Raw genomic sequence first — 23,793 nt, 5'->3', positions numbered from 1 at the left:
CTTTCCCCTATTTCGCACGTGGATCGACAAGTCGATATAAAAGATCGGACAGCATATTGATCCCCACAAAACTGATCCCAATCACCAGTGTTCCACCGATCACCGCATTCATGTCTGCATTGAACAGCGAGTTGGTGATATATTGGCCAATGCCGGGCCAAGCGAAAATGGTTTCCGTTAGCACGGAGCCTTCCAAAAGACTTGCATAGGTCAGACCAATGATGGTGATCAGTTGCACAAGAACGTTTCTAAACGCGTGTGACCAGATCACTTCGCCCTCACTCAATCCTTTAACCCGTGCGGTCAAAATATATTCTTGATTAAGCTGATCCAGCATGAAGGAACGGGTCATGCGCGATAAATATGCCAGCGAATAAACGGTGAGCATGGAGGCAGGCAATATGGTGTGGCTGAAAGCGTTGCTAAAGACATCCCATTCCCCTGCAATAATTGCATCGATCATAATGATGCCGGTGATTGGTTCGACGATGCCATCAAAATAGAAATCAAGTCGCCCAGGGCCGGGGAGCCAATCTAGCTTGGCGTAGAACACCAAAAGGGCAACCATGCCTAACCAAAATACGGGGATTGAATGGCCGAGCAATCCAACCACACGAACCACATGGTCGATCCATTTGCCTTGATTAACTGCAGCCAGAACTCCCATTGGAACGCCCAAGAGAATACCACTTATTGTGCCGATCGTTGCCAATTCCAACGTGGCGGGGAAGAAGCGCAAAATATCTTCCATCACCGGGCGTGATGTCATCACTGAGGTGCCAAAATTGCCCTGAAGAATATCGCCTAGGAAAATGAAATATTGCTGCCAAATTGGCTTATCGAGCCCTAGCTGCAAAAACATTGCGTCATAAACGTCTTGGGACGCGCGTTGGCCAACAATGGCAATCACGGGATCATTGGGCATTATGCGGCCAATGACAAATGTAACCGCGGTTAGGCCCACTATGGTGAGTGCGAGCATCGCCAGCACACCGCCAACTTGGCCTAATCTATGCCAAAGGGGCGACCAATCACTGGCCGCCCGCTTAGCTGTTTGAGACGTTTCAGACATTCAAACTGTCCTGTTGGTTATTTTTTGACAACAGTGCGGTAGAACGCTTGATCGGACGTAACGCCATTGATGAAGCCAACAATGTTATCACGGCGACCCAACTGCCCAATGCCTTGGAACATGACGGTGAATGGAGAGTCTTCACGTACATGTTTTTGCAGTTCCTGATAGATCTCATAGCGTTTTTCAGGATCGGATTCCGCAGCCGCCGCATTGGTCAACGCGGTGAGGTCGCCAGCGTCCCATGCATTCCGCCACGTCAGCTTACCCGTTAGTTGACTTTCAAAGCTATTGTCCGGGTTGTGGGCAAATGCGTCAGCATTTGAGTGTGGATCAGAATAATCTGGTCCCCAATAAGCGACAATTAGATCGTGTTTACGTGCCCGGTATTTTGGCCATAAAGTGGCACCGTCCGACAACACGATTTCTGAATTGATGCCAATTTCGCTCAAACCAGCTTGCACAGATTGTGCAACTTCTTTGAACGGCGATTGGTTCAATGTGTCGATGGTTATCTTGGCGTCAGGTGCCAAACCAGCTTTGGCAACCAATTCCTTGGCTTTTGCAATGTCACGGGTGAACGGGATTTCTGCGCTTGCAGCCCACATGCCTGTTGGCCAGAATGATTGATGAACCTTAAACTGGCCATCAAGGAATGAGCCAGCCATACCTTCATAATCTACAACATAACGCAGTGCTTGGCTGACATTTGGATCGGACAGAATTGCGTTATCCATGTTGGTGGCAAGATACATCACCGTGCCTTGCGGATAGGTATCAATTTCAACACCATCTTTGCCCGCGAGACCTTTGATTTGATCGGTTGTCAAATCCATCGCCGCATCAACATCGCCTTTTTCCAGCAACAATCTTTGGGCTGAAGCTTCAGGAACGTGCCGGATTACCACACGTTTCATACTCGGCGCGCCATGGCGATCATTTGCATTGGCTTCAAGCATAATCAGCTCGTTAGCCTTCCAGGATTTCAGCATATAGGGGCCAGAACCTGCAGAGTGATCTTTGAGCCATCCATAGCCCATATCCCCATCAACTTCGTGCTCTTGAACCAATTTCATATCAACAACGGAGCCGACATTGGCCGACAAAAGATTAAGCACCAATGCAGGCGATAGGTCTGCCAAAATATCGATTTCAACGGTCAAATCATCGATGGCCCGTACGGCACCATCAACATTTTCTTCTGTCCAGCCGATTTGCTTGAAGATAAAGGACGGCGTTTTGTTCAGCTTGATCACACGTCCAAGTGAATATGCCACGTCAGCGGCCGTCACAGGGTTGCCGGAGTGGAATGTCATGCCTTCACGCAGTTTAAGCGTGATCATTTTTCCATCGTCAGAAAACGAATAGCTGTCTGTCGCGCCGCCAACCAATTTGGTCAAATCGTCAGGCTCAAACATCATCACGCGTTCGTAAACATTGGCAACAATGCGGCCGCCCGTAAACTCAAAAGTCTCGGCAGGATCAAGCGTAATAACGTCAGCCGTGTTTCGGGCAATTACAAATGTATCACCCGGCGTGTCGGCAAAAACCGGTATCGCGGTTGAAGCTAAGAGCGCCGCTGCAAGCGTTAGCCCTTTGATTGAATGGTTGAATTTCATCATTCCCTCCCTCAAGGTTTTACAATTGTTAGTTCGCCACCACAATTTTTGTCTTTTCGCGCAGTGATGAATTTGCGACCATCATGGTCGAAAAACTAGAGCTGTTTACGTATCCCCAAAGTCCATCATAATTTTTTTACTAAGTGTGCTGTTGGTTCCAACAATTTGTCAATCGCAAATAGTCTGACACTGCGTAATTTGGAGAATTGTTTGAAAGATAACTTGCTAAGTTATTGAAATAAAACATTAAAACAAATGTGATTTTTTGGATATGATATACGTGTGCGCTATGACAACAACACTGTGCTTGCTCGCATAGGCCAGATCAGGTTAATTGCGTTTTGCACATTTTGATCATCTCAACCGTTTGATCAACGTTCGGTCGCTAGGGGTTTGCGATCAGGTATTTGAGCAATAATTTTTGCAGTAATTTGAAGAATTACGGGATTGGAAAGAGCTTTCATGCGACACAAAATTTCATCTTTCCTGAAGTCGCCAATCAAACTGATAATCTTTGGGCTTGCGGGATTTTTGATCCTCTATCACATGTCAAAATTGGTCAGTCTATATTTTGGCGCCCAAGGTTTGAGTGTCCCCACACATGGTCAATCGCTGTTGCGTTTGGCAATTGTTGCTAGCCTTTTCGCGCTCATCAAAGGTATGTCGCACGCTATTTGGGCAATGTGGGGATCAATTGTCGGATTAGTTGTTCTGCAATATGTGGGATCGACGGAAATGGTACCAACTTCTGGTTTTGATCCATCTTTGTTGCGCGGCTTCATCATACCAACCGTCATCAGTGTATTATTGTGGGTTCACCGCAATCGTCAAAGTTGACAATGCACTGGGTCAATTCACCAACATCAAGTATGCCCAATTGCACTCGGTTTTAGGACGACTATTTTTGACCAGAAAACACAGCGCGTGGGCGTATGAGTTTTCCCTTTTTACGTTGCTCAAATATATGAGCAATCCAACCTGCTATTCGACCAAGTGCAAAAATGCCCAAACCGGAACCGCGCGGCAGATCTAGGTGTTCCTCAACCATCGCCAATCCAAAATCCAACGTCGGGGTAGTGCCTGTTCTGTCTTGAACAAAGTTTGCGACATTTGCCCAGCTGTCGGGTATGTCACAAGCCTTAATGAGGGCCAACGCGCGGGGGTCTCCATTTGTGTAAAATGGGTGCCCAAATCCGGGTGGTGCAATATTGTCTGGCACTAAATTGACGCGTTCTATTTGCGCCGCTGAAGTAAATTGCTCTACCCAATCACGCGTGCTATTCGTCATGCCACCATGGGCGTTGCCAGACAATGTGGTTGCCCCAGCGAGCAAGGCGGCAGGGAGATTTGCGCCGGCAGAAGCGGCGACGCGGGCTGCATAAGTTGAGGCGTTCAATTCGTGGTCCGCGCAAAGAATGAGGGCCTGTTGAATAATGTTTGTTGCTTCAGAGTGTGAACTCCAAGTGCCTGAGACAATCTGAGCAATTGAGTGCCGTTCGTCATCCTTGTCGACGTTGGCGATAACCAAGGCGGCCTGACGTAACAAGCGCCGAGCGGTCTGTAAACCGCCCTTAGAGCCCACTTTCCCGCATTCTAAGGCGAGCATCATGATGAGGCGCTGGATTGGTGTCTCGTTATTGTAGAATGTTGGATCGCCTACTTGAGCCGTCGGTGCTGCACCCCGAAACTTCTCCCCAACCAGCAATTCAAAAACATCTTCAAATTTGTGGTTTTTGGAAAGGATAGTGGAATTGTGCCCACGGTAAAATATTTGCTGGTCCCGGATTTCCGTGATGGCAGACTGCAACACAGGCTCTCCCCAATTAATGGTGGAAGCAGCCACATCTTTGCGCGAACGGCCTTTGGTTTTTCGAGTTCTTAGAATCTCTAGATCACCCTGATGATATAAGCTTTTCCGACCATCTTGAGGGTGGGGGATTTTTCGAATGAGACCCCGACTTACATAGGCATAAAGTGTATCCGCTGAAATGCCGACCTGCTGACAAACCGTCATTGCGTCGGCAGAATATTGTTTTTCATCGTCATGGATTTTCATATTGATTACCTTGATCAAGATTGACCGCGACGTAAAGCACTGATTTTCTCCGACCAACACTGGAGTATGTGCAATGACCAATCCATTTTTACCTGAAATTATTTCAAGCCTTCGCCTTGGCGCCGGTGCGGGGCAACTGGATCGCATGCTTCAAAATCGAGAGGAACTGCCAAGTTGGTTTGATGTATCCGGCCTCGCGTCAGCTTCGTTCCTCGGCGTTGGCGAGGCGTTGAGATCATTCATGTCAACACATCTTGGTGAGTTGGCCCCCACAATGAGTGTAGATCAACGCCTTGCCTCACATTGGTTTGCCCAAAGCCTATACCTGACGGATAACGAACAACCTGAGGTTTGGGATGAAGTCGCAGGGGATTATCACGCAAAAACAGGGTGGATCAGACTTCACACAAATGCACCTCACCATAAAAAGGTGGCCCTACAGGTGCTGGGCGTCGAAGGGACTAGAGAGAAAGTTGAAAATGCAGTTCAAAACTGGGATGCATTGGCGCTTGAAACAGCAATTGTGGGGGCTGGTGGGTGCGCTGCACAAATGCGATCTTTGGATGATTGGGCGATGCGTCCACAAGGGATTGCCCTCAGTTCAGAACCTTTAGTAGCTTGGGAAAAACACAAGACATCGCAACCTTTAAATTTCACGCTGCAGAATTCCAAAAGACCCCTGAAAGGCCTCAAAGTGCTTGATCTCACCCGCGTGATTGCCGGTCCAGTGGCCACAAGAACGCTCGCGGGGCTTGGGGCGACAATATTGCGCATAGACCCGATTTGGTGGGACGAACCCGGTCTTTATGAGGAAATGACGATTGGCAAAACATGCGCGCACCTTGATCTTTCTCAACGCAGAGGCCGCGACCAATTCACAGCCCTTTTGAGAAGGGCAGATGTCCTTGTTTATGGATTACGTGCAGATGCATTGGAAAAGCTTGGATTTTCAACTGAACAACTTCGAGAATTAAACCCTGCCCTGATCGATGTCGCCCACAATGCGTTTGGGTGGACCGGACCGTGGGCGAACAGACGAGGTTTTGACAGCTTGGTTCAAATGAGCACCGGTATCGCGGATTTTGGCATGAAGATGGCACGTCACGCTAAGCCGACGCCATTGCCGGTGCAGGCGCTGGACCATGCGACCGGATACTTGGTCGCAGCTTCTGTTTTATCGGCCCTAGCCCAATCCAAATTGGACGGCCACGCCTATTCGGCACGTCTTTCCCTCGCACGCGTCGCCCTTTTGCTCGCCCGAACTAGTCGTCATCATATTGGTGGTGGCATTGCCCAGCTCGCCGACGAAGATTTTACTACCCGGCGAGAGCAAACCCACCTTGGCGCTGCGAAGCGATTGAGGTTTCCGTTAAAAATAAATGGTGTCGATTTTTCTTGGGAAAAACAGGCAGGGCCGTTGCGAGCAGCCCCACCAAATTGGCCAGAAATTTGATCATCAATTGATGTTTGCACATGACAAATAGTGGTTTGACCTCTTTCAGCGAAAATGAGATGGTTCGAAAAATGCGAAGCAGAGTGCGGGCTGTTCCTGCCTTCTTTTCAAATTGAAATGATAGATGATCCACGCAAGTTTGTGCGTGCGCGAGGGGTTTTTATGAGCAAAATTGCATGGATTGGCTTGGGCGTCATGGGCGCTCCAATGGCTGCGTACCTGAAAAAGGCTGGGCATGATGTTACGGTCTACAATCGGACAATTTCGCGTGCTCAAAACTGGGTCGATGCCAACGGCGGTGAGTTTGCGACAACGCCAGCTGAGGCCGCAAAGGATTGCGATTTTGTATTTGCCTGTGTCGGCAATGATGATGATTTGCGCGCGGTAACCATCGGTGAAAATGGTGCGTTCCAATCAATGCCGAAGGGCGCGATCTTTGTTGATCACACAACAGCTAGTGCAAGCGTTGCCCGTGAGCTTTATGAAAATGCAAAGTCACTAGAAATCGGGTTCATAGATGCGCCTGTATCCGGTGGCCAAGCGGGCGCAGAAAACGGCATCCTAACGGTGATGTGTGGTGGCGATCAGGATGTCTTTGATCAATCACTGCCGCTCATTGATGCCTTCGCCCGTTCCTGCAAATTATTGGGTCCAGCTGGCGCTGGCCAACTGACGAAAATGGTCAATCAAATCTGTATCGCGGGTGTCGTTCAAGGTCTGGCCGAAGGCATGAATTTTGCCCAACGTGCAGGGCTCGACGGGGAAGCGGTGCTTGACGTGATCTCGAAAGGTGCGGCGGGGTCTTGGCAGATGGAAAACCGCGGCAAAACAATGCTCGCGGACGAATTTGAGTTCGGATTTGCGGTTGACTGGATGCGTAAGGATTTGGGCATGTGCCTGGCTGAGGCGGATCAAAACAATGCTTCGCTGCCAATGACGGCGTTGGTCGATCAATTCTACAAAGATGTGCAAGGCATGGGCGGAAACCGTTGGGATACCTCTAGCCTGATGCGTCGTCTTACAAGAGATAAGTAGTTGCCGCTGAATAGTGGCCGGCCTGCGGTTTTGGCTTAGGACCAGTGTGTTGCAGTACTTCCAGCGGATAGCGCATAGGCTTCCACTTGATTTCGGCCATGTGTTTTGGCGTGATACAGTCTCGTATCCGCGATCGCATATACATCGTGCGACCCGCGACCTTCGTGCGATAAAGCGATGCCACCGCTTGTGGAAACCTTTAGGTCTGGCTCGATAGATTGCCAATCCCAAGATTTGATATGTTTGCGAATGCGCTCGCACACAATTATAGCTGCATCTTGGTTTGTGTTGGGCATTAGAATGGCAAATTCTTCACCGCCAATACGCGCAACAATATCCGTTGAACGGGTGTGTTCTTCCATAATGTCGGCCACAAATCGCAACACATCATCCCCCACCAAATGGGAATAATTGTCATTGATCTTTTTGAAGTGGTCCAAATCTAGGACGGCAATTGCATATTTGGCATTTCGGTCAGCATCATATTGCATCAATGCCTGATCAAATGCTCGGCGGTTGCAAAGGCCGGTCAACGCATCCTTATACGCTTCTTCGGTCATGCGTTCCGCGTGTACATTGGCTTGTTCAAGCTGGTCACGCATGTCCTTCACCTTCGCCTTATATGCAGCCATTCTGTCTTGCAGATAGGCTTTTCGTGCGAGAGAGTTTCGATATTGGGCGTGATATTCTTTATATGCCTTCAATGCGTTTTCAAATTGCTCGGCTGTTTCGTATGCCTCTGCAACGCGCCGATGGGCATTCATGACATTGTCGGCGTCTGGATTGGCTTCGCAAGCATCTAGGGCATCAAGTCCGTACTGGATCGCAATTTCACTGTTGCCACGTCGGTTTGCGACCTCACTTTTTGTATAAAGGTAATGCACTGCACCAACCTCCAGGACCCCAGATGGCAATTCGTCAGCTTGGGCTAAAAACCGGTCTGCCATCTCAAACTGTTCGAGCACAGCAGCGCATTCAGCTGCATTGCAATTCCCGATGAACTGATGCCAAGCGTCACCACTTTCAACTGCCGCCTTTATTGCGATTTCCGTCCAGATGAGGCCGATTTGGAAATGATCCAAATGAGCCTGCTTGTCGCCCTGCTCAAATGCATGATCACCGGCCCTTGTATGGAAAAAGCCGCGATGAAGTGGCAACACGGAACGCAATGAAGGGAAGTCATGTTCGTCTTGTAGCGCATTTGCTTGCTCAAGCATTTCTTGCGCTTTTTCAAAATTGGCAGCCCGAACAAAAAGCATGGCCTGCCAATCAAGCGCTCGAGCAACCAACTCATATTCGCCATTCTTTTCGGCCCATTCGAGGACTTTGACGAGTTCATTGTAAGAATCATCGGATAGACCGAGTTGGTTTAGAATACGACCGTGGATGAGGCGGGCAAATGCCAATAATTTGGCGTCTTTGAATTGAGCGAAAAGGGCCAATCCATTGTGAATGTGTTCCAGCGCCAATTGTGGTTTATGCATCCAGCGGTAAGAGCGGGACACTGAAACTTCAGCACGCGCAATCAATTGGGCGTGGCCTAGCCCTTTAGCTAATTCCAACGCCTTCAAATTGTGCTGAAGCGCCTTTTTGAACTCAGCACCCAAATAAAATTGGTATGCGTCATTCATCAAGGATTCAATTTTTTCCCGTGTCGACATTAAGTATCCAATGTCATGTGGACCCAACAATTTCGGCAGTCTAGCGAAATTTGGTTAATGGTATGTGGCCAAATTCTGCATGATTTACGTATGTCTTTACCCAAATATGGGGTTCAAATCTCCGGGTTACGGCGTCCGGAAAATTAACAAAATTTCCCCATCGAACCAAGCATCCGTGCCATTGGGCATCCGCGATACAATGCCAGTGCAACTAGAGATTTGTGCGCTATCGCCGTTGCAAAAGACAGTTGAACCCTGAGTCACCGCTTCGCTTTGCCCCATCAGGTTGCATAGACTTCACAAGTCGCTGCGGCTCTTCATTTTTCGTTCCAAATCGCAATGCTCCACCTAAAGCTGCGCTGTTGGCGTCTTCATTAAATATCAATTCTCTATTGATAGAACGATCATTCTCTTTATATATGTACGAAGCTTTGTCGCCCAAGGGGGTGATTTGCTCATTCTAAGAGAACTAAGAGGTTGCAATGTCGGATAGCAAAACAGCGGGTAGCGAAATGCCAAAAAGACGTTGGCTATGGATATTTGCGGCCGTTTCCGCTTTAGCAATCTGTATTGGTGTGGTGTTGTTGGCTGAGGACACGGTAGATGTGAAGCCGACAAAAACCAAACCTCTAGCTCAACCGGTAACCGTGCTAAACGTGTCCAAACAATCCACCAAAGCACAGATATCTGTTTTCTCGGAACTCAAGGCCCGCTGGAATGCGGAAATTAAAGCGTCGGTTTCTGGCCGTATTCTGAAAGTGCATGACGCCGCATTGGCAGGCAGTCGTGTGGCCAAAAATACCCCTCTATTTGAAATTGAGCGCGCGCGGTATGAAAGTGATGTGGCAAGTGCTCAGCTTGCCCTTGAGCAAGCTCGTCTTGCTGAACGTCGCGCGGAACACAAAGTTCAAATCACGCGCCGTCAATTTGAGCAAGATGGCGTGGTCGCACCAAGTGATCTTGCTGTTCATTTGCCCGAACTGCACATTGCCACGCACGCGGTAACGGCTGCACAAGCGCAGCTCGCTGCGTCACAGCAACTACTTGACGATACAATCGTCAAAGCGCCGTTTTCGGGTTATGTGACCGCACGCCTGGCTAGTCTGGGCCAAACCATTTCCGCGGGTGAGCCATTGGTGGCGCTTTCTGATGACACGCAATTTGAGCTTCAGGTTGCGTTGAGCGAGGCAGATTGGAACCTATTGGAACTTCCAGTCGCCGGCCGTTCTGCTCAAGTTTTCCATCGAAGCGGGGAAAGCATCGGGACGGCAAAAATTAGACATGGCGGCGGTTTTCTAAATCCCAAGACACGCCAAGTACAAATTTTTCTCGATATGACAAACCCCAAACATGAGTTGATGACCGGGGATTACTTGCGTGTCGAGTTGAGCGGCCGCATCTTTGACAATGTATTGACCGTGCCCGAATCCGTTTTAACCCGGTCAGGCGATATTTGGTTTGTCGATATCAATGATCGCCTGTTGCGCGAGCAGCCAACAATCCTATTCAGACACAACGGCAAAATTTCAATTAAGCCGCCCCTGTTTGATGGACCCATAAGCATCGTCAAGACCCCGCTTGCATCGTTCTTGCCCGGGCAGGCGGTTTCACCAAAGCAGCGGGAAGACTAAGTCATGCACACTCTTACCGCGTGGTTCATTAGAAACCCAGTTGCCGCAAACTTGCTGATGGTTTTAGTCCTCTTTTTGGGCATTCAAACAGTATTTTCGATGCGTATTGAGGGGTTTCCGCGCATCCCGGCTGAAAATGTACAAATTACGATTGAATATCCTGGCGCTACCGCAAAGCAGGTCGACGAACTTGTTACGCAAAAGGTTGAACAGGCCCTTGAAGGGCTAAGAGGCGTGAAGTCGGTTAGCGCCCAGTCTGGAAACGGCTATGCGCACATCGCCGTACGCCGCGCGAGCGGTGAAAAACTGCAAGCTGTTTTGGATCGCGTGCGCATTAGAATTGATGGGTTAAGTAATCTGCCAGAGAAAGTGCGACGCCCGGTAATTCAGGCCTCTGGCTACGATTTCCCAGCTCTTTATGTTAATCTACACGGGGACATTGATCCCGGAGCATTGCAGACCCTCTCGCAAAGGCTAAAGGAAAATCTTCTAACAAAGCCAGAACTTTCGCGCCTGAAAATTTGGGGCCTTATTCCACGAGAGCTACGGATTAACATTGAGCCGGAACGGTTGCGCCAATATGGGCTTACCGTTGCAGAAGTAAACGCTGCCATTCAAGAAAATTCCCTCAGTTTTCACGCAGGGCAATTGCGCACCGAAGGTGGCACCATTTACCTTCGGGCGGACGATCGGTCCCTTTATGCGCCTGAATATGCAAACTTGCCAATCATCCGCAAGGCGGATGGCTATTCTGTTCCGCTGTCCGAGGTGGCTAATGTTGAAGACCGCTTTTTGGATGGAGACTTTCTCTTTCGCCTAAACGGCGACCCCACGGTTGGAATGGAAGTTTTGATCGGTCAAAAGGAAAACCTTTTGGACATTAGCCGTGTGGTCAGGCAGGTCGTCGACGAGTTTACCCCTCAATTGCCGCCCAGGGTTCATGCCCAAGTATGGGGGGATAGCGCTGGATATATTTCTGACCGTCTCGCTCTTCTTCGAAGCAACGGTGTTCAAGGGCTTTTGCTGGTTGCATTGATGTTGTCGATCTTTCTCAACATACGCTTGGCATTTTGGGTCGCCATGGGCATTCCCATTTCGGTGATGGGCGCGCTGGCGGTTTCTGGCTCGAAGTGGGTTGACTATTCACTCAATGATGTGACGACCTTTGGTCTGATTATTGCCTTAGGCATATTGGTGGATGACGCTGTCGTGGTCGGCGAAAGTGTGTTCGAAGAACGCAAAAAAGGCGGCGGCAATATTGAGGCCACAGAGCGCGGTGTGAAGCGCGTCGCGGTGGCAACTGTATTCGGTGTGCTGACAACAATCGCCGCTTTTTATCCCATGTTGCTCATTGACAATCCGCTGGGCAAAGTATTGGCGAGTTTTTCCGGCATTGTGATTTTGGCGCTGATTTTCTCGCTAATCGAAAGCAAGTTTATTTTGCCCGCTCACCTGGCCCACATACCGCTCACCTCAGAACGTAAAAACCCCTTAAGCCGCATGTGGGGCAGCGTTCAGGATAATGCGCAAAACGGATTGCGATGGTTTCGCGATCAAATATATCGCCCCACCTTGGATGTTTCCATTAGGCATCGATATGCGGTTTTGATTTTGTTCATAGCAGCGGCTGTGCTGGGCATTGGATTATTGGTGAATGGTAAAATCAAAACGGTATTTTTTCCCGATGTTCCCGGCCAAGTCATCTCAATTAGCGTCGAAATGGATACACGTGCGCCTTTTAAACTTACGCAGAGCAATGTCGATTTCATCGAAACGCAAGGACGCGAGTTAAGTGCGGAGCTGGCCAAACGACACAATATGGAAAAACAGCCCATCCGAACTTTTTTCACCACGATCAGCGACGCTGGTTCTGCTCAGCTCTACGCAGAACTGCTGCCGGTTGCCGAGCGCCCGGACATTGAAGTTCTTGATGTTGTTTCAGCGTGGAGAAACCGGGTTGGGGTGGTTGAAGGCGCCACGGAATTACAGTTCACGGGATCCGAGGCAATTGCAGGCGGATTTCAGTTTCGACTGATGTCCAAGGACGACGCTTTGCTGCGTCAGGCAAGCGAAGAACTGCGTGGCTTCATTGCTGGGATTGATGGTGTCTCAAATATCCGCGATGGGCTGACCGGTGGGCAACCCGAGCTGAAAATTCGATTGCGTTCGGATGCCAAAAATCTTGGATTTACGCCTGAGACTTTGGCCAGCCAAATTGGAAACAGCTTTGGTGGCATTGAAATTGCCCGCGTTCGCAGAGATGGCGAAGAGGTCCGCGTTATTGTGCAGAACGCCCGCACAGCCCGGGAGAGCATTAGCGACCTCATGCAAACACGGTTGCGAAGCGAAAATGGCGCATGGGTGCCCCTGAACACCATCGCCAATATTGAAGGCTCATATGCGTCAACAACCGTTCACCGACGTGACGCGCATAGGATAAACACTGTTGTCGCATCGATCGACCGCAGGCTTGTTTCGCCCACTGAAGTGGCACAAGCCGTGAAAGAGAGATTGATGCCCGAGCTGAAACAGAAATATCCCAGCGTCAAAATTCTGCCAGCTGGCGAGCTTGAAGAGATCGGCGATATTCAAAAAGGGCTAATCAGAGCACTCATTCTTTCAGCGGTTCTCATCTATGTTTTGATGGCCATTCCGCTGAAAAGTTATTGGCAGCCCTTTGTGATCTTAGCGATTGTGCCATTTGGGTTTATCGCCGCATCTGTGGGACATCTCATTATGGATGTCCCGCTCTCATTGTTTTCATTTTTCGGCATGTTGGCGCTAACCGGGGTCGTGGTGAATGACAGTCTTGTCATGATCACCCGATACAATCAGGCAAGAGATGACGGTGAAACCGTCGCCAAAGCACTAAATCTGGCAGGAGTTGGCCGTTTTCAGGCAATTTTCCTGACGACGGCGACAACAGTCATCGGGTTAATGCCGCTTCTTATGGAGACGTCCGAGCAAGCGCAATATCTCATTCCTGCGGCTGTTTCGCTTGCATTTGGCGAGCTTTTTGGCACCGCGCTAATGCTCATTCTTGTCCCCGTGCTGATTGCGATCACAGAAGATGTGTTTGCATTGTTCCGCAGGTCCCCCTCATCAGAGGAAGCGAAATAGATATGGCAAAAGCTTCATCAAAAAAGCCATTATCACTTGGGTTTCTGTTTAGAAAATTTGCAGCAAAAATATCGCTAACCTGGTTTCTAACGCTGGTTGAAACGGGCCTGCTCGCATTAATCCCTTTATTTATCGGTTATGCGATTGATGGGTTGCTTAAAAGCGAGCAAGAAGCGTTCTGGCACTTAACAATGTTCTTGGGGATATTGATCATCTTCTCGGTCGTGCGGCGGATGTATGATACGCGGGTTTATGGCGCGATGCGGGTCGCTTTCAGCAAAGAACAGACCGAAAGAACCCCGGACGTGTCGGTGTCGGTTGTAAATGCTCGGCTTGGCATGGGGCGCGAACTTGTTGATTTTTTAGAAGACATGCTGCCCGAGGTCATTGCCGCCGGCATCCAGTTGGCTGTTTCGCTTATCATTCTATATAGTTTTGCGCCGCAACTTGCATTGGCTGCAGGGGTTTCTGCCATTGTTACACTTGGGGTTTACGCCTGTTTTCATAAGAGTTTTTATGCGCTAAACGCGACTTTAAACAAGCAATCAGAACAACAGGTGGTGTTGCTTGAACGCCGAAAAGCGCGCGCGCTGTTGGCACATTTTTTGCGCCTAAAGCATACCGAAATTCAAATTTCGGACAGAGAAGCAATTCTTTATGGTGCGATTTTCGTCGTTCTTTTGGCTATGATCCTTTTCAATTTGCACTTTTCGACCAGCCTGCCCGCAGTTTCCGCAGGCATGATCTTTGCCATTGTCAGCTATTCTTGGGAATTCATCGAAAATGCGCTCGCGCTCCCGATGACCCTTCAAAGTTGGACGCGATTATCTGAAATTACAAACCGGATTAACGAAACCGGCGAAGAGCAATCAACGGCTTAAAACACATAAACGCGCAGACTTATACCGATAATGTGTGGGTTTTCAACGCGAGTGCAAAAAGTGGGATTTGGCCAAATCTTACTGTTTAATTAGGCGTGCGGCCTCGTCCAAAATCACTTTGTTTTCTCCCGCGGCAACCAAAATCTCGTCTGGTGACATCAGGCAAAATGCAGTGGATAAACCGTCAGCCTGTGCAGCTGAATTGGAAATGACGGTGACATTTTCCCAGTTTCCCGCAGGATAGCCGCTACGAGGATCGATAATGTGGCCGACTTTTCCCCCGACATCAAAAACCGTTCCATTTGGCGAGGACGTGGCAATGGCACCATCACTTAACATGACTGGATCTCGTTGTGTGTTTGGCAGTTTAACCGGCCAAGGCGCCCCATCCGATGCGTGGCCAAGCGCGGCAATTTCGCCGGTGTTCACAAGCACATCGACCACACCATTTCGGCGCAATAATGCGGTGACCTTGTCCGCGATATAGCCTTGTGCCACACCATTTAGCGTTAGCCCCATGCCGGGTCTGTTGAACTGGATTTTCTGCGCGTCAAAACCTAAATGCTGCCAACCAATTTGCAGACGCACGGCCTCGATCTCAAGTTCCGTGGGCGGAAGTCCAGCCGCGAATGCTGACGCGTAAAGCGCCCAAATTGGTTGTACGGTGGGGTCAAATGCACCCTTGGTGCGCGCATGCAACTGCGCACAAATAGATGCTAACTCAACAAATTCGAAGGCGGGTTGATGCAAAACACCATTTCGATTGAGGCGGAAAATCTCGCTATCATCTCGATAAAGGCTAAAGATATTTTCCAATCGATCTATTTCAGCCACCGCTAAATCAATCAACTCTTTTGCGTCTGGATGATTTAAGACCAATTGCGCTTTGGCCCCCAGAGCAATTCCCTGCCAGCTATGGGTTGTCGCATTTGCTGCGCCACCAATAATTGGAAGGGCGGAGGCGCTGGCCAGAATGGTCATGAACCGTCTGCGCGTTGTCATTGTGATGCCTCGTCTGTTTCGGTTTGCGTAGGCCGGTCAATATCGATTGGCGATAGAACAAGTTCGGCTGAAATGTCAGCAAAACGCATCACCTGCCCCCCGTGTGTCTCAATAAACTTGTCAGCATCCGCCCGTTCGGAAAACGGCACCATTTCCGGCGCGCTCATACCCCCAACAGCATCCGAACCAACAACAAAATAGGCTGTGGTCGCGTCGATCCAATTGTCGGCACCCGGTTCACTCCAATTAACCGCCTTGCCCATGTCATTTACATAAAGGACAAGAATTTCAGATGTGCGTTCCGCCGATTTCATTCGGGCAAGCCCGTCACGCACTTGGGAGAACCAGAGCGGCTGTTGATATCCTTCAAGATACATCTGCGCTTTGGGGCCATCATGTTCCAAAATGACCATCTGGCAATAATATCCCGCGGCCTCTTCGGTCAATGGCACCGGATTGGGCAAGTCAGCACTGTTTTCACCAGTGCATGCAGCCAACATTGCCAGCATGGGAAGCATATATAGTGTTTTGCCCAACCTCATGGCTCCACCTTTTCGAACACATACCAAGACAAAAAGAGCGCCAAAATTGGCCAGCAAAGAAGCGAAATTGTTTGCGCTATGGACCCGCTCGCAATATTCGCAGCAACAACCCCGGTTGCGAGCACATTTGCTGATGGGTCCGCAGTGTTGAGCATGCGGAAAGCATCTGCAGGATTGGCAATCAGCAACCATGGAAATATGACTTTTGAGAAAAAGCCTGAACCATCCGCAACTAATGCGCCAAGCAAACCCAGGTCATAAAGGACAATGCAAACCAGCCAAACCGAAATTGCGATGCCAGAGGCCGCGCCGGTTTGCCGGACACTGCTCGAAATCGCATAGCCGAAACCTAAAAAAGTGGCCCCAAGTGCCAAGGATGTGAAAAACAGCTTCACCAACGGTGCAATGGAAAGAACGCCGACCCCGTGTGCCCCAACAACCAGAACAACACTTAAGCACAGGCCAATCCCAATCGCTGCGGCCAGCACACAAATGTGGGCGATGAATTTGCCCAACAATATTTCAATCCGCGATAGGGGATAGGAAAGGCTCAAATTTAGCGTGCCGCGCTCTTTCTCTCCAGAAATGGCATCGAAAGAGAGCAATAAGCCAATTAGCGGAATAAGATATACCGACAGCGTAGTAATGGATGTCAAAGCAACAGTAAGAGGGTTCACGCCCAAGACACCGGTCGGTGAATCGCCAGCAAGGGTAAGAACAATATTGAACAGGGCCATCAATATGATGGTGATGGCCACCCATAGGTTGCGGCGGGCGATCAGAAGCTCTTGACGGGCAATTGTGAATATCGGCATCAATTTGCGCCTCCATTTAGGCCACTAAAATGGCGATAGAGTTCTTCAAGGCTTGCGGGGGTTACGTCCACGTCTTTCACAATAGAGCCAAGTGCTGTAACGGCTGATAGGGTCGCGACTTTATTATGTGGCTGGCAAAACAGCTCAACCGCTTGGCCATTAATGCGCTGGCCGCCCAGTTCAATAGCAACACCATCTGCTGTTTCTGCAGTTGCGGTCACTTTTACCTTGATGGGCAAACTCGCGGCACGGCGCAATTGCGCCAAACTGTCATTTGCCACCAACTTCCCTTTGCTCAATATCGAAATACGATCAGTGCGTAATTCAAGCTCAGTTAGAGCGTGTGAAGATAACAACACCGCGGTACCGTCATCTGCGAGTTCTTGTACGATATCGTAAAATTCATGTCGTGAAACTGGATCTAAGCCGCTTGTTGGCTCGTCCAAAACCGCTAGTCGCGGGCGACCTAACACAACTTGAGCAAGTCCAATCCGTTGACGCATACCTTTGGAATAGGTCCGGATCTTCCGGTCCGCGGCATCGGCTAATCCCACCCTTTCGAGCAAATTGTCAGCTTCTGCCGTAGCGACTGATTTTAGCCGCGCAAAATGGTGCAACTGCTCCCGGCCAGTTAACGCGCCGTGAAATGCAACACTCTCCGGTAAAAAACCAGTCCGTTTGCGGGCGGCCCGGGATCCGGGTTGGTGACCAAGCACCTCAATGTTGCCTTCACTTAAATGGGTCAAGCCAAGTATCATGCGAATGATTGTGGTTTTGCCCGCGCCATTGTGACCAAGCAGTGCGACACGCTCCCCAGCCGAAATGGACAGCGAAATGTCCGATACGGTTTCAAGCGTACCGTAGCGCTTGCTTACTCTTTTCAACTCTAGGGCGGACATCAAAAATCTTCCCATGCGGATATATTGGGTATTGCGGGTTGCATCAGAGGTGATCTGTCAATTACCCCGCCGGGCAAGAGAGCTGGAAAGGCGGATTGTGACCAACGAATAAGCTGCACCGCAGGTGATCCAAGCAAAGACTTGGCGGCAGGTTGGGTCCACAAAACATGATCCATCACATCGTTTGGGCGGTAAACGGTGTCTGCAATTCCGTTGCCGTCTAAATCAAATGCCGCGTGGTCGGACCAATAATTGCCTTGCCCGTCAACGCTCCAATCCACCCAGCGAGACCCGACATATTTTACCTGTGTGCGGTTTCCAATAAACGAATTGGAGCTAAACGCATTGCGCTCTGAACCCGCGGTAAAATGAATGCCGATTGCACACTGAGAAAATAGATTGCCGAAAAAGTCGTTCTTATGCGCATTGTAAATAAACACGCATTTGTCGCCGACCTGCTCAATGTGGTTGTTGGCGACGATGCTGTCGTTGGTGTAATTCATCATGATGCCATGGTCGCGGTCCCCTTTGGAAAGGTTCCCTTCGATCCGCACATTGTCGGAATACATAATTGCGTATCCCAAATGGTTGCCCAGCGAAACATTGTCGGCAACCACGCTGTTGTTCGCGTACATATAGTGTACCGCGAACCGTAAATCTCTGAAGCGATTGCCTGAAAATTCGTTGTTTTTTGAGGTGTTGACGAAAATGCCATCACGGCCCCAACGGATGTCATTACCGATGACTTTTGCCCCCGGTGCATTCCAAACATAAACGCCATTTCCGCGGTCGTTCATGCGGTGGCCTTGGCGACCCTCAATGATGTTTTTTGTCACTAACGCGTTTTTTGAACCGCGAACATCAACCCCAACAAGATTGCCCAAAATACGATTGCCGCTGACCACAGCGTTCTTGGCTTTCTTGCCCAAAAACACACCTGCATCCCGTCCATCGCCCTTTGAGCCTGAACCTATAATGGTCAATCCGCGCACGGTGACATCGGGCACTGTGACGGAAATGACAGACCCTATTTCATTACCAGCAATTGTTGCGTGCCCATTTCCATCAAGTGTAATGGGTTTATCGATTGTAATTGGCCCTTCATAAGAGCCGGGCAGGAGGCGGATGAGATCACCCGCCTCTGCTGATTCAAGTGCCCGTGCCAGTGCGTCACCGTCCGGTGAAACGGTAATTTGCGCGCCATATGCGTTTGACACGAAGGCCAAAAACAGCGCTGCGATTTTGAGGTGAAGCGACACGGGGGCTTTTCCTTAAGCAGGCTCAACCAACATCCGGCCACGCATTTCCATATGGAGCGCGTGACAGAACCACTGGCAATAATACCAATGCACACCCGGACGATCTGCGGTGAAGGTGACAGACGCTGTTGCCATCGGACCAACTTCAAAGCAAATACCGTGATTGCCCAATGTAAAGCCGTGGGTGAGGTCGTCCACATCATCAATATTGGTGAGGTAAATTGTAACCTCGTCCCCTTGTTTCACAGTGAACTGTTCCATGGAGAAGGTTGGCGCGGCTGAATACATGTAAACACGTACCTTGTTGCCGTCGCGAATGATTTCATCGTGTCCATCTTCCAGCACAACACCATCGGCTTCCGCCTGCTTGCGCGCGTCTTCCCACATTGGGTCGTCGCGGGTCCAAATGCTTGCAGGGGTCACTTTAGATCGATGCACAATGATACAATCATGTGGCTCCGCAAAAGTTGGGCTGTCATGAACAACGACAGGCACATCTTGGGTTATATCGATCAGTTGTTCATTCTCTGGCTTAAGCGGTCCAACATTCAAGAATCGATCTTTAGAGAATTTATTAAGCGAGATCAGCCATTTACCATCGGCCTCATTGGTTTCACCCATTGAGGTGTGGTTGTGCCCTGGTTGATATTGAACATCGACCTTAGACAAAATGGGATCGACATTTTCGCCGTTATAAAGGCGAACGGCCTTGTCGATATTCCATTTCACAACTTGGCTATCAAGGAACAAGGTTGTAAACGCATTGCCTTGTCCGTCAAATGCAGTGTGCAAAGGCCCCAAACCAAGCTCAGGTTCGCCAACAATACATGAACGTGGATCAGCACCTTGGAAAACGGCTTCGATTTTATCGAGTTCGATGATCGATACCGTTGGTGACAATTTACCGTTCACCATCACATATTTGCCGTCTGGCGCAGTATTCACGCCGTGCGGGCTGTTGGGGATAGGAATATAGGCAGTGAGTTTGGAGCCCTTGCGACCGTCCAAAACTTTAACGCCATTATAGACTTCATATTCTCCAGCTTCCACGGCAGCTTCGATCCGCGCAATGTCAAAGACAACAGCGTGGTCCATTTCCGCTTCAGTCATTTCCGCAAGGCTTACGCCACCTTCAGAATTGTAGCTTGAAGAAATCGCGTATCGGCCCTGATAGTCAGCGTCGACATTGTCCAAATTGCCGTCAACAATGACTTGCCATGCAATTTCCATGGTGTCGCCATCAATGGCGGTGAAGATCGCCACATATTCTTCTGGGCTATCCAAAATTGAACCATCATTGACTAGGGGAACCCGGTGCTCGCCATTGGCAAAAACATAACCAGTGCGTGGGAACTTTTGCGGGCGAAGACCGTGAATATCCGAAGCGTTCGGAATTTCAATAATCTTGTCACATTTCATGACATCGCACCGCACCCGTGCAACCCGGGTATTGGCTTTATCGTTCATGAAGAGATAGCGACCATCATATGTTCCGTCCGTGAAGGACATATGAGGGTGGTGCAGGTCACCATTGTGATATGTTTCCATGCCGCGCTTTGCCAAAAAATCTTTGGTCTCGGGCATCAATCCTTCAGTTAAGATTTTCTTGGATTCGTTGGTATCCCCCCAGCCGGTTGCAGAACAACGGTTAAACACAGGCACACGCATTAACTCGCGCATGGACGGTAGACCCATAATACGAAGCTCACCGCTTTGGCCTGAAGACCAAAAGCCGTAATATTCGTCCAATTCACCCGGATGTAGGGCGGTCTTGTTTTCTGCCGCAGCGGCCGACGTTGTTGAAACGAGCGATGTGCCGCCCATAACCGCTGCACCTGCCAACATAGCGCCAGCGCCAGTGCCGGTTAGCAACTCCCGCCGGGAGATTTTTTCTTTTTGGGTTGTCTTATCGGTCATTCTTTGCCCTCCTTTTTGGCAAAATTGATTTGTCCCCGAGCATGCGTTCAAAAGCGGCTGCCGATTGAGCGTTGCTTTGGGCAAGTTTCTCTCCCCGTTTTCTCTTTTTTATGCAGACGGGGCATTTCTGACTGTCCTGATAAAGAACCTGACAATGCAGGCAGGACAGGCACTCATTGGGGTTGATTTCCCCAGTGGGGTGGATGGCTTGTACAAAACATTCGTTTGAACAAGTCTGGCAGGGGTTGCCGCACTCATTATGTCGTTTGAGCCAGTCAAACATGCGGATACGCCCTGGGATCGCGAGGGCCGCGCCCAGCGGGCAAAGATAGCGGCAATAAAATCGCTCGATAAATAGCCCAGCGCTGAGCAGCGCAATGGCGAACATTACATAGGGCCAGCTACGCGCGAATTTGAGAATAATCGCGGTCTTGAAGGGTTCGACCTCGGCAAATTGCTCAGCCAACGGCACCGAGACCATAGAGAGACCAAACAAGGCCAAAAAGATCATATATTTGAGCGGCCACAAACGTTCATGCAGCCCCCATGGCAGTTCGATTTGCGGTACTTTGAAAAAACGGGCAACCTGATTGGACAGTTCTTGCAGCGCGCCGAACGGGCACAACCATCCGCAAAATGCGCCGCGCCCCCAAAATAACAGCGCTGCGGCCAATGAGCTCCAAAGAATGAACACGAGGGGGTCAAGCAAGAACGCGTCCCAGCTGAAACCGCTAGATATTGATGAACCCAACGCCATTAGATTGACGATGGACAGCTGCGCATTTTGGCTCCAGCCCAGAAACGCTAACGTCAGGGTTAGAAAGCCTATTCGGAACCAGTAAAATGCCTTGGCATTTCGGGTGACTTGTTTTTGGAAAAAGAAGATGCCTGTAAGAACGGTCAGCATGATTAAAAGGATGCTGATTTCCACCTTTTTATCGCGCCAAATACGTTGCCAAAGTTCTGCCCGCGCGGCCAAATCTTCTTCAGCGTTTACAGCAGATGTTATGGGCGTTGGGGCCGCACGCGGCACGAGGTAATGTTCCGGCAATTTATAGCCGAGGTCGAAAGTGAGAAATGTCTTTTCAATCGGGCCGACCGCGCGATTGGCCAAAAGCTGCAAGCGCCACGGCTCTGCAGGATCGAACCCCACATTTGCCGGGATTTTGAATATGTCGAGTTCGGTAAATCTTAGCGCATCATCTGTTGCCAACGCGCCCAACCGGCGGTGCCCACGATCCCTAAAGCGAACTGAATCGTCGCCTTGAATAAGCTGGATGCGATCAAATATGCCGCCGCGAACATAGCCAGACCCTTTGAAGGAATAAACGCCACGCCCCAGAACCAGAATAGCGTGTTCACCTTCATCCAGCCAATCTGTCAGATTGTTATATTCTGCTTCACCCAGCAGGCTTTTGCCGATGCTTGGCACAGAAACCAAGGCGGTATGCATATCAATATATGTATCGTCTGGCGCACCAGGTTCTGGTCGCTTGATGGCCCGCTCGTCACCAGCTTTTTCGAAGGCTTGGTTTATTTGCCCGATTTCCAATGTCAATCGGCGGATGGAACCGTCACCGGCAAGGGTTTGCCAGTCGTTGATTATTGGTTCACCGGTTTTGAGTTCCCGCGCAGGTTGCCCGTCACCAGCCGCCGCGAGGCCGCCCAAACCCAAAGCACGTGCAACTTTGATGGCGGAACGCACAATTGAATCATCAATAATCATGATGGTGACCGTTGCACCGGAAATAATGTCCAGCTCATGCCCAGATCCGCCTGTTTGTGCCTCATGAATTATATCAAGGCCAGAATAGCTGCTGGTCAGCGCTTTGATTTTGCTGTCAGGAATACCGATTAAAACAATTGGTTCGGAATGTTTGACAAGTTCAGCGCGCAGCAATTTGCCGTCTGGGGCAATTGCAACCATCACATGAATGGGTTTACCCGAATATCCTGTTGTGCTGACAAAATCACTTGTGATGAATGCATATCCAAGCAATTCGCTGCCGCGTAAAACCGGCGCAGCGGGGATATCGCTGCGGATTGCGCCATATTCTGTGGCGCCTTCAATCAGGTCTGAAGCACTGATTTCAGGCAAGAATTTTTCGACAAATGGACGAGCTTCCAGCGCAGATGCAGGTGCACTGATGAGGATTAGCGCGGCAAATAACACGAAGATGTGCAAGCAGGCAGCTGGAAATCTATGGAATGTGGATTTGCCTAAAGCCATGAGACGAACTCCGGCATGAAGGACTTTGGTGCAGGCGCACCAAACACTGATGCGAGTGAATTAGTCGGCATAAACTCAACTTGAACGGCGGGCGGGGGAGCGCCCGCGAAGGGCAAGACATAATCGGGCAAAATGAAGCGGTTTTCCAAAGCCCAAGACCCATAGTGGTGCAATTCGACTTGCGGCCAACCGACATATGCGATTTCCGCGGATCCACCGCCAAACACTGAAAGATTTACCACGCACAGCGAACAGCGTGTGCACTCACGGCTCGGTTGACCATCCTCTGACGGTACCTGGGTCAGCACTACACCTTGGTCAGAACAAATCGGCGCCCAGCCGGAGTTTGCACCAAACGCTGGGAATGACTGCGCGAGAAGCATCAGCAACGCCAAGACGAGACCAAGCTCAGCGAAAAAACGCTTCAGCTCTGTTGCAAGGGTAGGCCGAGGCCGAACTTGCGCATCTATGTTTGATTTTGCGCCATAACGATAAGTCATAACAGCGGAGTAGAGCGTTCTGCTCGGCACATCGTTGATCTAGCGCAATTATGAGCAAAGTACAGATAGGTTTTGTGATTATCGCAAGTGCCGTTGAATGA

General features: G+C 49.9%; 18 protein-coding genes. 6 read left to right on the top strand and 12 right to left on the bottom strand.

Going from position 1 to position 23,793, the window contains the following annotated elements; all coding sequences use genetic code 11:
* Window positions 1-7 precede the first annotated feature (7 nt).
* Window positions 8-1,072: an ABC transporter permease gene (locus AC2D8L_RS10830; protein ID WP_484685495.1), complete on the bottom strand. Its 1,065-nt coding sequence runs from the start codon at window positions 1,070-1,072 to the stop codon at window positions 8-10.
* 17 nt (window positions 1,073-1,089) lie between these two features.
* The gene (locus AC2D8L_RS10825) at window positions 1,090-2,691 is read right to left on the bottom strand and encodes an ABC transporter substrate-binding protein (RefSeq protein ID WP_484685494.1); all 1,602 of its coding nucleotides are present in this window, start codon (window positions 2,689-2,691) and stop codon (window positions 1,090-1,092) included.
* A gap of 462 nt (window positions 2,692-3,153) precedes the next feature.
* Here AC2D8L_RS10825 and AC2D8L_RS10820 point away from each other — a divergent pair, with 462 nt between their 5' ends.
* Window positions 3,154-3,528: a hypothetical protein gene (locus tag AC2D8L_RS10820; RefSeq protein WP_484685493.1), complete on the top strand. Its 375-nt coding sequence runs from the start codon at window positions 3,154-3,156 to the stop codon at window positions 3,526-3,528.
* Between the two features lie 61 nt (window positions 3,529-3,589).
* Here the strand turns inward: AC2D8L_RS10820 and AC2D8L_RS10815 are convergent, their stop codons facing one another.
* Complete coding sequence (locus AC2D8L_RS10815; protein ID WP_484685492.1) at window positions 3,590-4,747, bottom strand: citrate synthase; 1,158 nt, start codon at window positions 4,745-4,747, stop codon at window positions 3,590-3,592.
* A 73-nt stretch (window positions 4,748-4,820) separates the two neighbouring features.
* On the opposite strand from AC2D8L_RS10815, the gene AC2D8L_RS10810 reads away from it, so the two are divergent.
* Window positions 4,821-6,200: a CoA transferase gene (locus AC2D8L_RS10810; RefSeq protein ID WP_484685491.1), complete on the top strand. Its 1,380-nt coding sequence runs from the start codon at window positions 4,821-4,823 to the stop codon at window positions 6,198-6,200.
* 117 nt (window positions 6,201-6,317) lie between these two features.
* Entirely contained in the window at window positions 6,318-7,235 is a 918-nt protein-coding gene (locus tag AC2D8L_RS10805; protein ID WP_484685490.1) for an NAD(P)-dependent oxidoreductase, read from the top strand.
* A gap of 35 nt (window positions 7,236-7,270) precedes the next feature.
* Here the strand turns inward: AC2D8L_RS10805 and AC2D8L_RS10800 are convergent, their stop codons facing one another.
* Complete coding sequence (locus AC2D8L_RS10800; RefSeq protein ID WP_484685489.1) at window positions 7,271-8,896, bottom strand: GGDEF domain-containing protein; 1,626 nt, start codon at window positions 8,894-8,896, stop codon at window positions 7,271-7,273.
* A 482-nt stretch (window positions 8,897-9,378) separates the two neighbouring features.
* Between AC2D8L_RS10800 and AC2D8L_RS10795 the strand changes: the two genes are divergently transcribed.
* From AC2D8L_RS10795 to AC2D8L_RS10785, 3 genes are read left to right on the top strand one after another with little or no spacing between them, the layout of a single operon-like run.
* Entirely contained in the window at window positions 9,379-10,527 is a 1,149-nt protein-coding gene (locus AC2D8L_RS10795; RefSeq protein WP_484685488.1) for an efflux RND transporter periplasmic adaptor subunit, read from the top strand.
* 3 nt (window positions 10,528-10,530) lie between these two features.
* Entirely contained in the window at window positions 10,531-13,647 is a 3,117-nt protein-coding gene (locus AC2D8L_RS10790) for an efflux RND transporter permease subunit (RefSeq protein WP_484685487.1), read from the top strand.
* 2 nt (window positions 13,648-13,649) lie between these two features.
* On the top strand, window positions 13,650-14,528 hold the full coding sequence (locus tag AC2D8L_RS10785) for an ABC transporter six-transmembrane domain-containing protein (protein ID WP_484685486.1): 879 nt from the start codon (window positions 13,650-13,652) through the stop codon (window positions 14,526-14,528).
* A gap of 78 nt (window positions 14,529-14,606) precedes the next feature.
* On the opposite strand, the gene AC2D8L_RS10780 is transcribed toward AC2D8L_RS10785, so the two are convergent.
* The 8 genes from AC2D8L_RS10780 to AC2D8L_RS10745 are packed head-to-tail and all read right to left on the bottom strand — an operon-like array spanning window position 14,607 to window position 23,722.
* Window positions 14,607-15,530, bottom strand: a complete 924-nt coding sequence (locus AC2D8L_RS10780; protein WP_484685485.1) for an FAD:protein FMN transferase — start codon at window positions 15,528-15,530, stop codon at window positions 14,607-14,609.
* A complete protein-coding gene (locus AC2D8L_RS10775) occupies window positions 15,527-16,072 on the bottom strand; it encodes a nitrous oxide reductase accessory protein NosL (RefSeq protein ID WP_484685484.1) in 546 nt (181 codons plus the stop codon). Before AC2D8L_RS10775 ends, AC2D8L_RS10780 begins: the two co-directional genes overlap by 4 nt.
* Window positions 16,069-16,887 (bottom strand): ABC transporter permease, encoded by an 819-nt coding sequence (locus tag AC2D8L_RS10770; RefSeq protein WP_484685483.1) that lies wholly within the window; start codon window positions 16,885-16,887, stop codon window positions 16,069-16,071. The genes AC2D8L_RS10775 and AC2D8L_RS10770 overlap by 4 nt, the downstream gene beginning before the upstream one ends.
* Entirely contained in the window at window positions 16,887-17,786 is a 900-nt protein-coding gene (locus AC2D8L_RS10765; protein WP_484685482.1) for an ABC transporter ATP-binding protein, read from the bottom strand. The genes AC2D8L_RS10770 and AC2D8L_RS10765 overlap by 1 nt, the downstream gene beginning before the upstream one ends.
* Window positions 17,786-19,045 carry a nitrous oxide reductase family maturation protein NosD gene (locus AC2D8L_RS10760; RefSeq protein ID WP_484685481.1) on the bottom strand — a complete coding sequence of 420 codons (1,260 nt, stop codon included), beginning with the start codon at window positions 19,043-19,045 and terminating at the stop codon, window positions 17,786-17,788. The genes AC2D8L_RS10765 and AC2D8L_RS10760 overlap by 1 nt, the downstream gene beginning before the upstream one ends.
* A 12-nt stretch (window positions 19,046-19,057) precedes the next feature.
* The gene (gene nosZ / locus AC2D8L_RS10755) at window positions 19,058-20,962 is read right to left on the bottom strand and encodes a TAT-dependent nitrous-oxide reductase (protein WP_484685480.1); all 1,905 of its coding nucleotides are present in this window, start codon (window positions 20,960-20,962) and stop codon (window positions 19,058-19,060) included.
* The gene (locus tag AC2D8L_RS10750) at window positions 20,952-23,192 is read right to left on the bottom strand and encodes a 4Fe-4S binding protein (RefSeq protein WP_484685479.1); all 2,241 of its coding nucleotides are present in this window, start codon (window positions 23,190-23,192) and stop codon (window positions 20,952-20,954) included. The genes nosZ and AC2D8L_RS10750 overlap by 11 nt, the downstream gene beginning before the upstream one ends.
* Window positions 23,183-23,722, bottom strand: a complete 540-nt coding sequence (locus tag AC2D8L_RS10745; protein WP_484685478.1) for a hypothetical protein — start codon at window positions 23,720-23,722, stop codon at window positions 23,183-23,185. The genes AC2D8L_RS10750 and AC2D8L_RS10745 overlap by 10 nt, the downstream gene beginning before the upstream one ends.
* Window positions 23,723-23,793: the final 71 nt, after the last annotated feature.

The organism is Maritalea sp. YIW29 (assembly GCF_057219265.1).
The sequence above is the reverse complement of the archived record's forward strand: the minus strand, read 5'-3'. Positions and strand labels throughout refer to the sequence as shown.

Bases quoted from the DNA above. Each gene is read 5' to 3' on its own strand.
- AC2D8L_RS10830 (WP_484685495.1), bottom strand. From the start codon at position 1,072: ATGTCTGAAACGTCTCAAACAGCTAAGCGGGCGGCCAGTGATTGGTCG.
- AC2D8L_RS10825 (WP_484685494.1), bottom strand. From the start codon at position 2,691: ATGAAATTCAACCATTCAATCAAAGGGCTAACGCTTGCAGCGGCGCTC.
- AC2D8L_RS10820 (WP_484685493.1), top strand. From the start codon at position 3,154: ATGCGACACAAAATTTCATCTTTCCTGAAGTCGCCAATCAAACTGATA.
- AC2D8L_RS10815 (WP_484685492.1), bottom strand. From the start codon at position 4,747: ATGAAAATCCATGACGATGAAAAACAATATTCTGCCGACGCAATGACG.
- AC2D8L_RS10810 (WP_484685491.1), top strand. From the start codon at position 4,821: ATGACCAATCCATTTTTACCTGAAATTATTTCAAGCCTTCGCCTTGGC.
- AC2D8L_RS10805 (WP_484685490.1), top strand. From the start codon at position 6,318: ATGATAGATGATCCACGCAAGTTTGTGCGTGCGCGAGGGGTTTTTATG.
- AC2D8L_RS10800 (WP_484685489.1), bottom strand. From the start codon at position 8,896: ATGTCGACACGGGAAAAAATTGAATCCTTGATGAATGACGCATACCAA.
- AC2D8L_RS10795 (WP_484685488.1), top strand. From the start codon at position 9,379: ATGTCGGATAGCAAAACAGCGGGTAGCGAAATGCCAAAAAGACGTTGG.
- AC2D8L_RS10790 (WP_484685487.1), top strand. From the start codon at position 10,531: ATGCACACTCTTACCGCGTGGTTCATTAGAAACCCAGTTGCCGCAAAC.
- AC2D8L_RS10785 (WP_484685486.1), top strand. From the start codon at position 13,650: ATGGCAAAAGCTTCATCAAAAAAGCCATTATCACTTGGGTTTCTGTTT.
- AC2D8L_RS10780 (WP_484685485.1), bottom strand. From the start codon at position 15,530: ATGACAACGCGCAGACGGTTCATGACCATTCTGGCCAGCGCCTCCGCC.
- AC2D8L_RS10775 (WP_484685484.1), bottom strand. From the start codon at position 16,072: ATGAGGTTGGGCAAAACACTATATATGCTTCCCATGCTGGCAATGTTG.
- AC2D8L_RS10770 (WP_484685483.1), bottom strand. From the start codon at position 16,887: ATGCCGATATTCACAATTGCCCGTCAAGAGCTTCTGATCGCCCGCCGC.
- AC2D8L_RS10765 (WP_484685482.1), bottom strand. From the start codon at position 17,786: ATGTCCGCCCTAGAGTTGAAAAGAGTAAGCAAGCGCTACGGTACGCTT.
- nosZ (WP_484685480.1), bottom strand. From the start codon at position 20,962: ATGACCGATAAGACAACCCAAAAAGAAAAAATCTCCCGGCGGGAGTTG.
- AC2D8L_RS10750 (WP_484685479.1), bottom strand. From the start codon at position 23,192: ATGGCTTTAGGCAAATCCACATTCCATAGATTTCCAGCTGCCTGCTTG.